Genomic DNA, 14,523 nt, shown 5'->3' with positions numbered 1-14,523 from the left:
GCGAATGCCGACCTGACGGTCCGGACACGATTTGATTCAAAAAGTTACACGTTCCCCGGGCCTTAAGCCGAAAAACAGGCCGCCTTGTCGGCCCGGGTCACGTGATTCGGAGTTGGCTGGTTACGACCTTTGATAGTCGTCTTCAATCCGGATGATGTCGTCTTCCCCGAGATAGCTCCCGGTCTGGACCTCGATGAGTTCCAGCACGATCTTGCCGGGGTTCTCCATCCGGTGCACCGCGCCCATCGGGATGTAGATGGATTCGTTCTCGTGCACGGTCTTGACGGTTTCGTTGACGGTCACCCGGGCGGCGCCGCGGACGACGATCCAGTGCTCGGCACGATGATGGTGCTTCTGGAGCGACAGCCGGCCGCCCGGCTTGACCACGATGCGCTTGACCTGATGGCGCTCGCCATTGTCGACGGACTGGTAGCTGCCCCAGGGCCGGTGCACCTTGAGATGCTCCTCGGTGACCTTCGGTGCGACCACCTTCAGCTTCGTCACGAGGCGCTTCAGGCCGTTGGCATCCTTCTGGCGCGAGACCAGCACCGCATCCGCGGTGGCGACCACGACGAGATCGTCGACGCCTTCAAGCGCGACCAGCGCATGATCGCTCGTGACGTTGCAGTTGCGCGAATCCTCGAACACGGCGGTGCCGTGCGCCGAGTTGCCTTGCGTGTCCTTGTCGGACAATTCCCACACGGCACGCCAGGAGCCGACGTCGGACCAGCCGCAGGACACCGGCACGACCGCTGCGCGCGAGGTCTTCTCCATCACCGCGTAGTCGATCGAGATCGCCTTCGCCGCGCCGAACGCCTCGGGCTCCAGCGTCACGAAGCCGAGATCGCGGCCGGCATTGCTCACTGCATTGGACACCGCCTCGACGCTCGCCGCATCCACCTTGCGGTATTCGTCGAGCAGGACAGTGGCCGGAAACATGAAGTTGCCGCTGTTCCAGAGATAGCCCGAGCTGACGTAGTCGGCCGCCTTCACGGCATCAGGCTTTTCGACGAAGCGCGCGACGGCGTGCACCTCACCGGTGATCACCTCGCCCGGGCTGATATAGCCGTATTCGGTCGCCGGCCGCTCCGGCTTGACGCCGAAGGTGACGATGCGCCCGGCACTCGCGGCGATGAGGCCCTCGCGGCACGCAGCGACGAAGGCCGCATTGTCCTGCACCACGTGATCGGCGGCGAGCGCGAGCACGATCGCGTCACTGGCGCGGTTCTGCGCGAACACCGCACCCGCGGCGATCGCGGGGCCGGAATCGCGCCGCATCGGCTCGAGGATCACGTCGGCCTCGATGCCGATCTCGGCGAGCTGCTCCAGCACCATGAAGCGATAGGAGGCATTGGTGATGACGATCGGACGATCGAACAGCGAAGCGTCGGAGACGCGCAGCAGCGTGTCCTGGAAGGTCGAGCGCGTGCCGAACAGCGGCAGGAACTGCTTTGGGCGCACCTCGCGCGAAGCCGGCCAAAGCCGCGTGCCGGCACCGCCGCACATGATCAGGGGGATAATGCGTTTGTCCATCGTCATTTCAAACCTTGAAGTAGTCCCGATACCAGGTGACAAAATTACGAACCCCGAGCGCGATCGGCGTTGACGGTGCAAAGCCGGTGTCACGCGTCAGATCCTCGACATCCGCGAACGTTTCCAAGACGTCTCCCGGCTGCATTGGCAGCAATTCTTTGATTGCCATCCGACCCAGCTCCTGCTCCAGAAGTCCGACGACATGCATCAGCTCTTCCGGACGGCGGTTGCCGACATTGTAGACCTTAGACGGCGCATTTGCGGCAGCCGGGTCATCCGCGGGCACCCGATCGATGAGCTTGGATACTACACGGGTGACGTCGTCAATATAGGTGAAGTCGCGACGCATTTTGCCATGGTTAAAGAGCCGGATCGGACGATCCGCCATGATGGCGTTCACGAACAGAAACAGGGCCATATCGGGCCGGCCCCACGGGCCATAGATGGTGAAGAAGCGCAGGCCCGTGACTGGCAGCCGGTAGAGATGGCTGTAGGACTGCGCCATCAATTCGTTCGCCTTCTTGGTCGCGGCATAGAAGCTCACGGGATGGTCGGTCCGGTCCTGCACGGCAAATGGCAGTTTAGTGTTGGCGCCATAAACGGAGGATGACGAGGCGTAGACGAGATGACGACAAGAGTTGTTGCGGCAGCCCTCCAGCACGTTGAGAAAGCCCTGGAGGTTGGAATCGGCGTAAGTGTGCGGATGGTCGATCGAGTAGCGCACGCCTGCCTGGGCCGCGAGATGCACGACTTTGTCAAATCGATGTCGCGCAAACAGCGCCGCGATGGTCTCGCGGTCGGCAAGATCGGCCTCGACGAAGGCGAAGCGGGAATCGTTCCGAAGCAGCGCCAGGCGCGCCTGTTTCAGCGCCGGATCGTAATAGCTGTTGAGATTGTCGAGCCCGATCACGGGCCGGCCCTCAGCCAGAAGCTGCCGGGCGACGTGAAAGCCGATGAACCCGGCGGCTCCCGTGACCAAAATCGCCTGATCCGTCATCCTGTTCCCAAGCGATCTGTTGCCACGCGATCCCCAAGCCGGCCCCGCGGCGCCTGTTTAGCCGCGGTATCGAGGCCGTCGCAATAGCCTCGCCGCTATTCGTCACCGCTCCAGATAAGCGCTATTGCAAGATCGGCGCCAAGACCATACCAAAGCGGCCGAATTCGACGCCTCGCGTCGGGTTGCCTCAAATCTTCGCAAACCCTGTTCATGCGGGCGAGATGCGCCGAATCCTGCTGTCGACGGCCAAAATCCTGATTTCCGGAGCGCTGCTCTACCTGGCGCTGCGCAAGGTCGATCTGTCCGAACTGTTCTCGCGCCTGACCGCGACCAGCCTGCTCTGGATCGCCATGGCGATCGCGGTCACGTTCCTGCAAATCTTCGTCGGCGTGGTCCGCTGGCGCGAGATCAGCGCCGAATGCGGCGCGCCGCTCGAGCTCGGCCGCGCCATGCGCTACAACGTCATCGGCGCGTTCTTCAACCAGACGCTGCCCTCCGCGATCGGCGGCGATGCGGTCCGGCTATGGCTGGTCGCGCGCGCCGGCGCCGGATGGCGTGCGGCCACCTACTCGATCTTCGTCGACCGCGCGATTGGCCTCGTCGCGCTGGCGATCGTCGTCGTCGCGAGCCTGCCCTGGAGCTACGAGCTCATCACCGATCCGCACGGACGCTCGGCGCTGCTGCTCGTCGACTTCGCCGCGCTCGCAGGCGGCGTCGGTTTCCTGATCTTCGGCGCGCTGAAATGGTCGTGGCTGAAGACCTGGTGGGCCACCCATCACATCCACGCCTGCGCCGTGATTGCCAACCGCGTGATCTTCAACGCCAAGCGCGGACCGATCGTCGCAATTCTGTCGCTTCTCGTTCACGTGCTCGCCGTCGTCATTGCGTGGTGCGTGGTGCAGTCGATCGCCGCACCCGTCAGCTTCGGCCAGACATTCCTCCTCATTCCGCCGATCATGCTGATCACCCTGATGCCGATCTCGATCGCCGGCTGGGGCGTGCGCGAGGCGACGATGGGCCTGGCCTTCGGTTTCGCCGGGCTTTCCGCCAACGAAGGCGTCAACGTCTCGCTGCTGTTCGGCGCCGTGCTCTTCATCGTCGGCGCGATCGGCGGCCTGGTCTGGATCCTCAGCGCGGAGAAGGCCGCGAAAGGGTCGGCGCCGCTCGGAGTGCCGGAGTGACGATGTACGCCTCGAGTCCGGGCGTTGCAGCCGGGCTGGTGCTGTTCGCGCTTGCGCCGGCCGTGCTGGCTGCACCGATTTCGGCGTGCATCACCCGGTGGAGCATGCCGCTGCTGCAACGTTATGCGCTGGCGCGTCCAAACGCTCGGTCCTCGCATCGCATTCCGACGCCACAGGGCGCGGGTATCGCGGTTATCGCGGCGACCCTGCTGGTCGCTGCGCCCTGGGCGGCCTGGATCCATGGCGCGATTCCGCTGCCTCTGATCGGCTCCGCCCTGCTGATCGCGCTGGTTGGGCTCGTCGACGACGTCAGGCCTCTGCCGGTCGTGCTCCGGCTCCTGTTGCAGGCGGGCGCTGTGGCCGCCGTCGTCTTCGCGACACCGGAGGCGCTGCGGATCGTTCCGGCTCTGCCGCTTGCGGTTGAACGCACCCTCATTCTCATCGGCGGCGTCTGGTTCGTGAACCTCGTCAATTTCATGGACGGGCTCGACCTCATGACGGTGGCGGAGGTGGTCCCTGTAACGGCCACGCTCGGGTTGCTCGGATGGTGGGGTGACCTCTCTCCATCCGCCGCGCTGATCGCCACGGCGCTGTGCGGCGCCGTGCTCGGCTTTGCGCCGTTCAACCGTCCGGTCGCAAAAGTGTTTTTGGGCGACGTCGGCAGCCTGCCGATCGGACTCTTGCTCGGCTGGTGCCTGCTGGAGCTCGCCTGGCAAGGGCAGCCCGCCGCGGCACTGCTGCTGCCGGCCTATTACCTCGTGGATTCCACCGTCACGTTGTTTCGGCGCATCGCGCGGCGCGAACAATTTTGGTCGGCACACCGCTCGCACTTCTACCAGCGTGCGACCGACAACGGCTTCACGGTCCGCCGCGTGATCGGCGATGTGTTCGCGCTCAATCTATTGCTGGCTGTGCTTGCCATCATCACCGTCAGCGCAAGCTCGACCTGGGTCACATGGCTCGCGTTTGTCGCGGGCGCGATCGCGATCGGATTCGTGCTGCGCCGCTTCTCCCGCCCTCAGGCGTTCTGAGCCGACAGCGTCAGCCGCGCGCGGCGAGATGGACCACGGCGTCGACGCCTTCGAGCGCCGCCTCCCAATCGGTATCGGGGCCGATCGATTCGATCACGACCTCGTCGTCGATCCCTCCGGGCTGCGCACCGCGGGGCGGACCGACCATCCCTCGCGCGCTAGCTCAGGCGCGACATGACGGCCGACGAAGCCGCTCGCCCCTGTCACCAGCACGACCGGTTTTCGCTCGCTCATCGTTGCTCCGCCAGATCGGGGTTGCGCAACAATTCGTCGATCAGCCCGGCATAGGCGTTCATCGCCGTTGTCCGGTCGAATTTCGCTGCCGCCTTCACTGCGCGTTCGGCCATAGCGGCGGCGTCGCAACGAGATGCCGCGCGGATTGCGTCGGCGAGCTGATCAGTGCGGCCCGGCGTCACGACCCAGCCGAGCCCGTTCTCCACCACCGTCAACGCAGCCTCGGCCTCCGGCTCGGAGACCAGCGCCACGGGACGGCCGACTGCCAGCAGATTGTAGAAGCGGCTCGGCACCGACACCCCCGCCACGTCCTTCCGGTACGGAATGATCCAGAGATTGGCAGCCGCCAGGAACGCCTCGAGCTCGGCATCCGCGACCCGCGCCACGAAGGACACATTCGGCAAGTTCGCTTCAGCCTGCAACTGCTTCAGCCGCTCGAAGCCGATGCCCCAGCCGGATAGCAGGAAGTGGATGTCCGGTTCGTTTTTCAAAAGGCGTGCCGCCTCGAACACGATCTCCGGATCATGGGTGAAGCCGAGATTGCCCGACAGGCCGACAATGAATCGCGCGGACAGCGCTTTACGGAACGGATTGTCCGGCGCCAGGGGACGTGCCGCGGGTACGAGCGTCGCCCAGTTCGGGATAAAGCGGATCTTGTTCCGCCTCATGCCGGAATAGCTCAAGAGCGGCGGCTCCGCATCGCGGCCGATGGTGATGACGGCATTGAGCGCGCGGAACATCAGGCTGTTGGCCGCGCGCATCGTCAGCGTCACGAACGAGCCGGGCTTCAGGATTTCTGCCATCACGAGAACATCGGGGAAGAGGTCGTGCATGATCAGCGCCGAGCGCGCCCCCCTCAGCCTTGCTGCCGCCGCGACCGCATATGGCAGCATGAACGGCGCGGTGACAGTGAGCACGACGTCACCTGCCCTAAGCTCCCGGATCAGCGCGAAGAACGTGCGCGCCGCAAACAGCAGCTCGGACCATCCACGCCGCACCAGCGCGGTCTTTCCCGCCATCCGGTTCTTGATGGCAATCACGCGCGGCTTGCCCGGGCCGGTTTGCGAGGCCGGCAATTCGCCGGGCGAGCCCGACAGCACGATGACCTCGTGGTCGACGGCGACGCGGCAGGCGATCTCGGCCATGATCGCCGCGGTCGTGCTCGGATCAGGCGGGTAATGCTGGCTCGCGACGACGATCTTGCCTTGAGAATGCATGGTCAAGCCGCGGTCGACCCGAATTCCGGAACCGCATCCTTCAGGATGGTCTTGATCGTGGCCCGATCGTCCCGCGCGATCGCCTGCTCCAGCGCCGCGATCCATTTGCGCAGCGTCTGCATCGGCGGCTCGTTCGGCTGCGCGGCCATAATGCCGGCGACACCGATCTCGCGGGTCGGCTCCTCGGAGGCGAACAGGATCTCGTGCAGGCGCTCGCCCGGCCGCATGCCCGTGAACACGATCTCGATGTCGTAGCCGGGCTGGAGGCCCGAGAGGCGGATCATGCGCTCGGCGAGATCGACGATCTTCACCGGTTGGCCCATGTTGAGCACGTAGACCGAGACGTCGGGACGCTGCGTTCCGAGCGCATGCGTTGCCGCCGTGATGACGAGATCGCAGGCTTCGCGGATGGTCATGAAGTAGCGGACCATGTCGGGATGCGTCACCGTCACGGGGCCGCCGGCCTCGATCTGGGCCTTGAACTTCGGCACCACCGAGCCGTTCGATGCCAGCACGTTGCCGAACCGGACCGAGATCAATCGCATCGGCGACCTGACACTACCGGTACCTGCGGCGAGATCGTGGTCGAGCGCCTGGCAGTACATCTCGGCGAAGCGCTTGGTGAGGCCGAGCATCGACACCGGCTCGATCGCCTTGTCGGTCGAGATCATCACCATGGCTTCGGCGCCGGCGCCGCGCGCCGCATCGGCAACGTTGATCGAGCCGAAGATGTTGGTCTTGACGCCCTCGCTCCAGTCGCGCTCCAGGATCGGCACGTGCTTGAGCGCGGCGGCATGGAACACGATGTCCGGCTTGAACTCCGCCATCAGGCGGATGATGCGCTCGCGGTCGCGAATGTCGGCGATCCGCCCCTCGATCGCGGCCGCCGTGCCGTGCGCAGCGAGCGCTTCCGTGACCGCGTAGAGCGCCGGCTCGGAATTTTCCACGATCAGGAGGCGCGAGGCGCCGAAGGCGACGACGCGCTCGCAGATCTCGGAGCCGATTGAGCCGCCGCCGCCGGTGACGATCACCGCCTTGCCCCTGATCAAGGATTCGAGGCGCGCATAGTCAATTGTCTCGCTCGGCCGCAGCAGGAGGTCCTCGACCGCGACGGCCGTGAGGCGCGGCTCGTCGCCGCTCTCCAGCGAGGGCATGCGATTGACGATCACCCCTAACTTGCGCGCGCGCATCAGGATCGATTCCGGATGAGCGTCCGGCTCGAACGCGGACGGCGTCATCACCAGGCGTGCGATCGGCTTGTCGCGTTTGGCGAAATCACTAATGACGTCCTCAATGTCGTCAATACCGCCCAGCACCGGCACATTGCGGATCAACTGGCCGCTATCTGCACTCGACGGCGACAAGACACCGACCGGCCAGATGCGCTTGATCGCGCCGCTCTCAATGCCGCGCAGCAGCACCTCGGCATCCGCGGCGCGGCCGATCAGCAGTGTCGGCGCGGCATTCTGGCCCTTGGCACGACGCCGCACGCGCGTATAGCGGAAGTGCCGGTAGGCTATGCGCAACGCGGTGAGGAACGTTATCTCAAGGAACCAGTAGAGGACGATCGTCACCTTGCCGATGAAGAAGGCGCCGCGGACGTTGGGGGCGACGAAGATGTAGTCGAGCGCCAGGAGGGCAACCGTCAGCACGGTCGCGACGCGGATGATGTTCAGAGCGTCAGGCAGCGAGATGAAGCGCCATTTCGTCGTGGTCAGGTTGAAGACGAAGAACACGACCATGCTGAAGGCGAGGAAGTAGGGCAGGATCTGGAATAGCAGCGGCAGGCGGTCGAAGAAGCCGTGGCCCCCCTCGAAACGCAGGTAGAACGCTGCGAACAGCGCCGCCGTGGTCGCCAGCAGGTCGTGGAGCGCGATCAGGAAATTGCGCAAGGTGAGATGCGAAAGACGCGTCATCCGCCGACCGATGAAATCCCAGTTAGGTGCAACCTGACTGCGCTGATAGCCCATCTCGACAAGACTTGCCAGTACAAGGCTTGCCAGCCGCGCGGCCGTTCAGGAACCAGCTTCCCCCACCTTCGCCTCGGCGTGTCGGGCCCGGATCACCATGCCGCCGGCAACGCCGACGCCGATGACATACATCCAGCCCTCGTGGAAGTCGAACAGATGGGAGTTGAACAGCGAGGTGAAGACGTTCTGCACCACCACCAGCAGGCCAATCCAATGGACCAGCCCGTCGCCGCGGAACAACAGGAGATGCAGGACCCAGATCGCGTAGAGAACGGCGATGCCGATGACGCCCCATTGCACGGCGACATTTAGCGTCTGGTTATGCGGATTGCCGATCACCTCGGCGGAGGCCTGGTAGCCGCTGCCGGTCTTGACCTGCTCGAACAATCCACGCGTCGAACCGGTGCCGTGCCCCTTGATCGGCGCCTCCGCGAAGAAGCCGAGCGATTTCCGCCAGAATTCGAGCCGCAAGCCCAGCGAGGTCGGCTCGCCCTTTTCGACATAGCGCGTGTAGTCGCTGGCGAAGGTGTCGGCGGTCTTGCGCAATTGCGGCGAGGCCTGCCAGGCGAGAGCGGCGCCGGCGAGCAGAGCGGCCGAGATGATCGCGATGCTGCGCCAGCGCAGGTGCAGCAGTGCGAACACGCCGAACATGATCGGAACGGTGACCAGCGCGGTGCGCGACACCACCACGAAGGCCATGTTGACGAAGAAGCTCAGAGCCAGCGCGATCAATAGTCCCGCGAACCAATAGCGCTTCTGGCGCAGCAGCATCACGATGGGATAGGCGAGCGCGACCGCGCACAGCGCGAATTCCTGGCTCTGGTCGATGTAGTTCTTGACGAAGATGCCGCGCTCGAGGTGATCGGGCTTGAGCGTCAGGTTGGGATAGAAGGCCACCAGCCACGACATCACCGAGAGCAGCGCGCAGGACACCAGGAACGCGATGAAGATCCAGTGCCCGCGCGACGAGCGCTCGAAATGATAGAGCAGCACGGGCAGCACGAGCAGCTTGACGGTCGGGTTGACCGCATAGAAGCGCGCGCCCCAGGCCGCATCCGACCACACCGTGCCCACCAGCGCGAGCAGGACCAGCGCGATCGGCGCGGCCGCGATCGGGCGCTTCAGCGATTGCAGGAATGCGCGGACGTCGAGAAACGGCACCATGCAGACCAGGAACAGAGCGTTGAAGATCGCCGCGAGCGAGGTCGACCAGGGCAGCGAGGCCACGGTCAGGATCGCGAACAGGTCGGCCGTCTCGCACCACGCCGCCGGGCTGCGAAAGCGCCGCCACATCTGGGCGGTCGTCTCCCGGGCGAGCGTCGTCGCTTGGTCCGTCACTTGCCCCCTCCCCGCGCGCGATGGACCAGCGCGGTCGTGCTGAAGCCCTGGAGGATGTCGACCAGCAGGACGATTCCGCCGGCGGCTTCGACGACCTCATGGCCAACCACCTGCTCGCGGGTGTAGTCGCCGCCCTTCACGAGCGCGCTCGGCTTGATCCGGGTGATCAAATCGATCGGCGTATCCTCCTCGAAGATGACGACGAGATCGACGGCTTCGAGCGCCGCGAGCACTTCCGCACGCGCCCGCTCGTCCTGAACCGGGCGATCGGCGCCCTTCAGCCGCCGCACCGAGGCATCGCTGTTGAGGCCGACGATCAGGCGATCGCAGGCTCTGCGCGCCGCGGTCAACACCTTGACGTGGCCGGGATGCAGGATGTCGAAGCAGCCATTCGTGAAGCCGACGCGCAGGTCCTGCCGGCGCCATTCCGCGAGCTGCGCGTCGAGCGTATCAGGCTCGAGCACGATCTTCTCCTCAGCCGCGAGATAAGCATGCGGCAGGATCTTCCGCCGCAGCTCGGCCGCGCTCACGCTGGCCGTGCCTTGCTTGCCGACAGCGACGGCAGCGGCCGCATTCGCCATCCGCAACGCCGTGTCCCAGTCCGCGCCCGCCGCGAGCGACACCGCAAGCGCAGCGGCGACGGTGTCACCGGCGCCGGAGACGTCGCGCACCTTCACAGGGACAGCCGGAACGTGAACGGCCTCGCCATTGCGCGGCACCAGCGTCATGCCCTGCTCGCCTTGCGTGACCAGGATCGCCTCGCAATCGGCGAGCCGCATCACGTCCTCGCTGGCATCGACGATGCTCTGCGGCGTGTCGGCGCGGCTGCGGGTCGCCTCCGAAAATTCCTTGCGATTGGGCGTGAGCAGCGTGGCGCCGCGATAGATCGCCCAGTTCAGGCTCTTGGGATCGACGATCACGGGCTTGCCGAGCGTTCGCGCGGCGTCGATGGTGTGGCGGATCACGCGCGCGGTCAGCACGCCCTTGGCGTAGTCGGAGAGCAGCACGATGTCGGCGTGCGCGATCTGTGGCAGGATTGCGTCGATCAGCCTGGTCTCGATGTCGTCGGAGGCAGGCACCGCCTGCTCCCAATCCGCGCGCAGCATATGCGTGGAAAAATGCTCGGAGACGAAGCGGACTTTTCGCGTGGTCGGCCGCGACGGATCGCACACCAGCGCGCTTTCGATGCCGACATGCTCCGCAAGTGCCGCTTCGAGCCGCTTGCCCGCATCGTCCTCGCCGACGAGGCCGACGAAGATGCAGCGCGCCCCGAGGGACGCGATATTGCGCGCGACGTTTCCGGCGCCGCCGATATGGATATCGCTGCGCTGGGCGGCGATCACGGGCGCCGGCGCTTCCGGCGAGATCCGCGACACCTCGCCATAGACGAACTCGTCCAGCATGATGTCGCCGATGCACAGCACCGTACGGCCTGAGATGGCTTGCGCGAGAGCGTCGAAATCGAGAATGGGGGTCGGCATGGTCCTTGAAGCCTCAGCGGAAGCGGTCTGGCCGGTCGAGATAATCGCCGACATAGGCTTTCACCGCATCCTCGAGCGTCGTGAAGCCGCCGTTATAGCCGGCGCGGTGCAGGCGATCGACCTCGCTCTGGGTGAAGTATTGATAGCTGCCGCGGATCTGCTCGGGCATGTCGACATATTCGATGTTGGGCCTGGTGCCGAGCGCCGCATAGGCAGCGAGCATCAGGTCCCTGAAGCTGCGCGCCTTGCCGGTGCCGACGTTGAAGAGACCGGACACCGACGGCGTCGCCAGCAGCCACATGACGACGCGGACAACGTCGTCGACATAGATGAAATCGCGGCGCTGATCGCCGTCGGCGATGCCCTCGCGGTGCGACTTGAACAGCTGCACGACACGGCCCGCCCTCACATCATCGAAGCGGCGCGCCAGCACGCTCATCATCGAGCCCTTGTGGTATTCGTTGGGGCCGAACACGTTGAAGAATTTCAGTCCGGCCCATTGCGGCGGCAGCTTCTCGCCGCGCGCGACGCGCTCGGCGACGGCGAGATCGAACAGGTGCTTGCTCCAGCCGTAGAGATTCATCGGCCGCAGTTTCTTCAATGCGGGCGGTGAGGCGTCGTCGTCAAAGCCGTCGGCACCATCGCCATAGGTCGCGGCCGACGAGGCGTAGATCAACGGCACCGCATCCGCCGTGCACCAGTCCAGCAGGCGCATCGACAGGCGAAAATTGGTCTCGATCACGAGGTCGCCGTCGGTCGCGGTGGTCTCGGAAATCGCCCCGAGATGGATCACGGCGTCGAGCTTGCGGCCCTTCAGCCAGTCGAGCAGCTCGGCCGGCGGGACGATATCCACAAGCTGGCGCTTGGCGAGGTTTCGCCACTTGCCCTCGGTCCCGAGGAGATCGCAGACGACGACATCGCTGCGACCGACCTCGTTCAGCGCAGCGACGACATTCGATCCGATAAAACCGGCCCCACCGGTCACCAGCAACATTCCACCTACCCTGCCAGGTTTTGCCCTGCCCGATTTTCACGGCCCGGTCCTGCCCTAGCGCATGATCCGCCAAAGTGTAAGCGGTTTTGGGATCGGCGCTGTCCCGGCTTTACCTGCAGGTCCGGAGCGGGTAACCGAACCGCAACATCAGCACGTTCCCGGTCCTATTAACGAATGAATCAAGATTCGCAATTTGGTCGAGATGCAGATCGGAGCGACACACGCCCGATCCTGATCGTCCCCTATATGTGGATCGGCGATTTCGTCCGGAATCACACCGTTGTCCGGGTCCTGAACGAGCGCTGGCCCAACCGGCCAGTCGATCTCCTGACCACCTCCCTCTGCGCCCCCCTGGTCGATTACATGCCTGGTGTGCGCGATGGCATCGTGTGGGACCTGCCGCGCAGCCGGCTCGCCGTAGGCCGCCAGCTTGGCCTGGCGAAGCTCCTGCGCGAGCGGAATTACGGGACAGCTCTGGTGCTGCCCCGGACCTGGAAGGCGGCCATCGCGCCCGCGCTGGCCGGGATTCCGGAAAGGGTCGGCTTCGTCGGCGAGTTCCGGTTCGGCCTGCTCAACCGCTGGCGCTGGGGCGAGAAGAAGCTGCCCCGCTTCATCGACAAGAACGCCGCCCTGGCCCAACCCGATGGCGCCCCCCTGCCCGCGGAATGGCCGGTGCCGCAATTGCGGGTCCCGGCCGAGGACATCGTCCGCTGGCGGCAGGCCAATGGCCTCAGCGCCGGGGCGGCGGTCGCGCTGGCTCCCGGCTCAGTCGGCGCCTCAAAGCGCTGGACCTATTATCCGGAGGCTGCCCGCTTGCTGGCCGAGCGCGGGCTGGAGGTCTGGGTGGTTGGCGGCCCCGCCGAAAAGGGCCTCGCCCAGGAGATCGTCGCCGCCGGCGGTCCGGGCGTGCGGGACCTCACCGGCACCGATCTGCGCAACGGCGTGCTGGCGATGGCCGCGGCCGGCGTCGCCATCTCCAATGATTCCGGCCTGATGCATATCGCAGCCGCGCTCGGCACACCCACCATGGGCATCTTCGGCCCGACCAGCCCCTATCTCTGGGCCCCCCTCAACGGCCTCGCCGCGACCGTGGTCCAGGACAAGAGCGTGCTCTCATGCCAGCCCTGCCAGAGCACGATCTGCAAGATGAACGACCACCGCTGCATGCGGGATATCGCGGCTTCCGAGGTCGTGGCGATCGCGCAGCGGGTGCTCGGAGTGTGAACTCATTGACGCCATGCGTTGGTCGGGCAACTGGCAGCGAATCCAACAGCAGGTCTTTCCGTCCGCCAGCTTTAGTCAGTGACGTTGTCAGTTCATTCGCGGGATAAGGCTGCGTCGCTGCCGCTTGTGAAGGCTGAACCAAGATCACGTCGACAAAGACGAATCTTCATCGAGATTCGAACAAGAGGTTCGCTCCTCAAACGTCGCTCGATACATGCCTCTTGGACATTTTACACAGTTATGGAGGTAGCCCCATGCCGATCGTTCAATTCACTCGCTTCAAGACCGACAAGCCCGAGGAAATGATCAAGATCGTCAGGCAGGCGAAGAAAATCTTTGAGAAACACGGCGCCGAATTTCTTCGGCTCTCCCGCTTCCACACTGGCCAGTGGGCAGGAGAGTTGCTGGTTGCGACGCGCTATTCCAATTGGGAAGTTTACGGCAAAGTGCAGGAAGCCGTGGCAAACGACCCGGAGTTCGCGCAAGTGCAGGCTGACGGAATGAAGATTTCCCAACTACAGGGCCGCAACATCGCCGTTAGCATCGATCTCTAGCTGGGGCGCCGCCCCGCAAGCCACTCAAGCGCGGAGGCCGCCGGACAAATGCGGCGGCCTTTCCAGCTCTGACAGATCGCACTCGTCATCGCGCTACGCTGCGCTTTGCCTCAAGCAGACGAGCGCTCTGCAGAGCCTATTGACTTAGATCAACAACAGCTTCGCCAGTTCGCCGCACCCAAATACTGCTCAAGACCGATACGAAGGGGCGCGTCTTGCTGCGCCTCCATCGGCGTCGAAGAGGATGATTTGGCAGTATTGACCATTTAGTCGGAGAGTTTCATGAGGACTTTCAATCCTTTGGTGACGCTGGCACTTCTCGTGACGCAATCGGCATCGATACAGGCTGCGGATTTGAACGGAGCTTGGACAATCGACGCCTCGGCCTGTGGCCAAATATTCACCAAAGAGAACAACAGGCTTGCCTTCAAGAAAGATGCTGATCTCCACGCGGGCGGTTTAATCGTCCAGGGAAGGCAAGTCACCGGCACATTTGAAAAATGCACGGTCAAATCGTTGCGCGATGACGGGCCGAATATGCGAATAATCGCGTCGTGCTCGGACGGCGTCTCGATTTCAGACGTCGCATTCGACCTGACATTCTCCGGAGAGAATAATATCACACTCAGCTCCAAGGAGCCGGTGCCAGTGCAAATGCCGTATGTGCGCTGCCCAATGTGAAGTCGACCGCGACGGTTTGAAGGAACCTGGATGGATGATCCGGGTATCGCAACTGCGGCCGATGATGACATCGTGCCGCTGTTTTGCC

Annotated in this window: 14 protein-coding genes; 5 read left to right on the top strand and 9 right to left on the bottom strand. The window is 64.4% G+C overall.

Annotated features, from left to right (window positions below; all coding sequences use genetic code 11):
• Positions 1 to 120: 120 nt before the first annotated feature.
• Positions 121 to 1,533: a mannose-1-phosphate guanylyltransferase/mannose-6-phosphate isomerase gene (locus OWC48_RS32630; protein WP_282523659.1), complete on the bottom strand. Its 1,413-nt coding sequence runs from the start codon at positions 1,531 to 1,533 to the stop codon at positions 121 to 123.
• A gap of 7 nt (positions 1,534 to 1,540) precedes the next feature.
• On the bottom strand, positions 1,541 to 2,530 hold the full coding sequence (locus OWC48_RS32625) for an SDR family NAD(P)-dependent oxidoreductase (protein WP_282523658.1): 990 nt from the start codon (positions 2,528 to 2,530) through the stop codon (positions 1,541 to 1,543).
• A gap of 221 nt (positions 2,531 to 2,751) precedes the next feature.
• Between OWC48_RS32625 and OWC48_RS32620 the strand changes: the two genes are divergently transcribed.
• Together OWC48_RS32620 and OWC48_RS32615 are read left to right on the top strand one after the other, a co-directional pair.
• A complete protein-coding gene (locus OWC48_RS32620) occupies positions 2,752 to 3,711 on the top strand; it encodes a lysylphosphatidylglycerol synthase transmembrane domain-containing protein (RefSeq protein ID WP_028153035.1) in 960 nt (319 codons plus the stop codon).
• A gap of 2 nt (positions 3,712 to 3,713) precedes the next feature.
• The gene (locus OWC48_RS32615; protein WP_282523657.1) at positions 3,714 to 4,742 is read left to right on the top strand and encodes a glycosyl transferase; all 1,029 of its coding nucleotides are present in this window, start codon (positions 3,714 to 3,716) and stop codon (positions 4,740 to 4,742) included.
• Positions 4,743 to 4,752: 10 nt separating this feature from the next.
• On the opposite strand, the gene OWC48_RS32610 is transcribed toward OWC48_RS32615, so the two are convergent.
• The 7 genes from OWC48_RS32610 to rfaD all read right to left on the bottom strand — a co-directional run bounded on the left by OWC48_RS32610 (position 4,753) and on the right by rfaD (position 11,976).
• Positions 4,753 to 4,890: a hypothetical protein gene (locus OWC48_RS32610; protein WP_282523746.1), complete on the bottom strand. Its 138-nt coding sequence runs from the start codon at positions 4,888 to 4,890 to the stop codon at positions 4,753 to 4,755.
• On the bottom strand, positions 4,836 to 4,976 hold the full coding sequence (locus tag OWC48_RS32605) for an NAD-dependent epimerase/dehydratase family protein (protein WP_282523656.1): 141 nt from the start codon (positions 4,974 to 4,976) through the stop codon (positions 4,836 to 4,838). The genes OWC48_RS32610 and OWC48_RS32605 overlap by 55 nt, the downstream gene beginning before the upstream one ends.
• Complete coding sequence (locus OWC48_RS32600) at positions 4,973 to 6,193, bottom strand: glycosyltransferase family 4 protein (protein ID WP_282523744.1); 1,221 nt, start codon at positions 6,191 to 6,193, stop codon at positions 4,973 to 4,975. Before OWC48_RS32600 ends, OWC48_RS32605 begins: the two co-directional genes overlap by 4 nt.
• Positions 6,194 to 6,195: 2 nt before the next feature.
• Positions 6,196 to 8,109, bottom strand: coding sequence for a nucleoside-diphosphate sugar epimerase/dehydratase (locus OWC48_RS32595; RefSeq protein ID WP_282523655.1), 1,914 nt, complete (start codon positions 8,107 to 8,109; stop codon positions 6,196 to 6,198).
• Between the two features lie 99 nt (positions 8,110 to 8,208).
• Entirely contained in the window at positions 8,209 to 9,456 is a 1,248-nt protein-coding gene (locus OWC48_RS32590) for an O-antigen ligase (protein ID WP_282523743.1), read from the bottom strand.
• Between the two features lie 41 nt (positions 9,457 to 9,497).
• Positions 9,498 to 10,982, bottom strand: a complete 1,485-nt coding sequence (gene rfaE1, locus OWC48_RS32585) for a D-glycero-beta-D-manno-heptose-7-phosphate kinase (RefSeq protein WP_282523654.1) — start codon at positions 10,980 to 10,982, stop codon at positions 9,498 to 9,500.
• Positions 10,983 to 10,995: 13 nt separating this feature from the next.
• Complete coding sequence (rfaD, locus tag OWC48_RS32580; RefSeq protein WP_282523653.1) at positions 10,996 to 11,976, bottom strand: ADP-glyceromanno-heptose 6-epimerase; 981 nt, start codon at positions 11,974 to 11,976, stop codon at positions 10,996 to 10,998.
• 174 nt (positions 11,977 to 12,150) lie between these two features.
• Between rfaD and waaF the strand changes: the two genes are divergently transcribed.
• The 3 genes from waaF to OWC48_RS32565 all read left to right on the top strand — a co-directional run bounded on the left by waaF (position 12,151) and on the right by OWC48_RS32565 (position 14,435).
• A complete protein-coding gene (gene waaF / locus OWC48_RS32575; protein ID WP_282523652.1) occupies positions 12,151 to 13,200 on the top strand; it encodes a lipopolysaccharide heptosyltransferase II in 1,050 nt (349 codons plus the stop codon).
• 254 nt (positions 13,201 to 13,454) lie between these two features.
• The gene (locus OWC48_RS32570) at positions 13,455 to 13,754 is read left to right on the top strand and encodes a hypothetical protein (protein ID WP_028153513.1); all 300 of its coding nucleotides are present in this window, start codon (positions 13,455 to 13,457) and stop codon (positions 13,752 to 13,754) included.
• Positions 13,755 to 14,036: 282 nt separating this feature from the next.
• Positions 14,037 to 14,435, top strand: a complete 399-nt coding sequence (locus tag OWC48_RS32565) for a hypothetical protein (RefSeq protein ID WP_282523651.1) — start codon at positions 14,037 to 14,039, stop codon at positions 14,433 to 14,435.
• Positions 14,436 to 14,523 lie beyond the last annotated feature (88 nt).

The sequence above is a fragment of the Bradyrhizobium sp. Arg816 genome (genome assembly GCF_029989365.1).
Lineage (GTDB): Bacteria > Pseudomonadota > Alphaproteobacteria > Rhizobiales > Xanthobacteraceae > Bradyrhizobium.
This window is presented reverse-complemented; position numbering and strand designations above follow the sequence as displayed.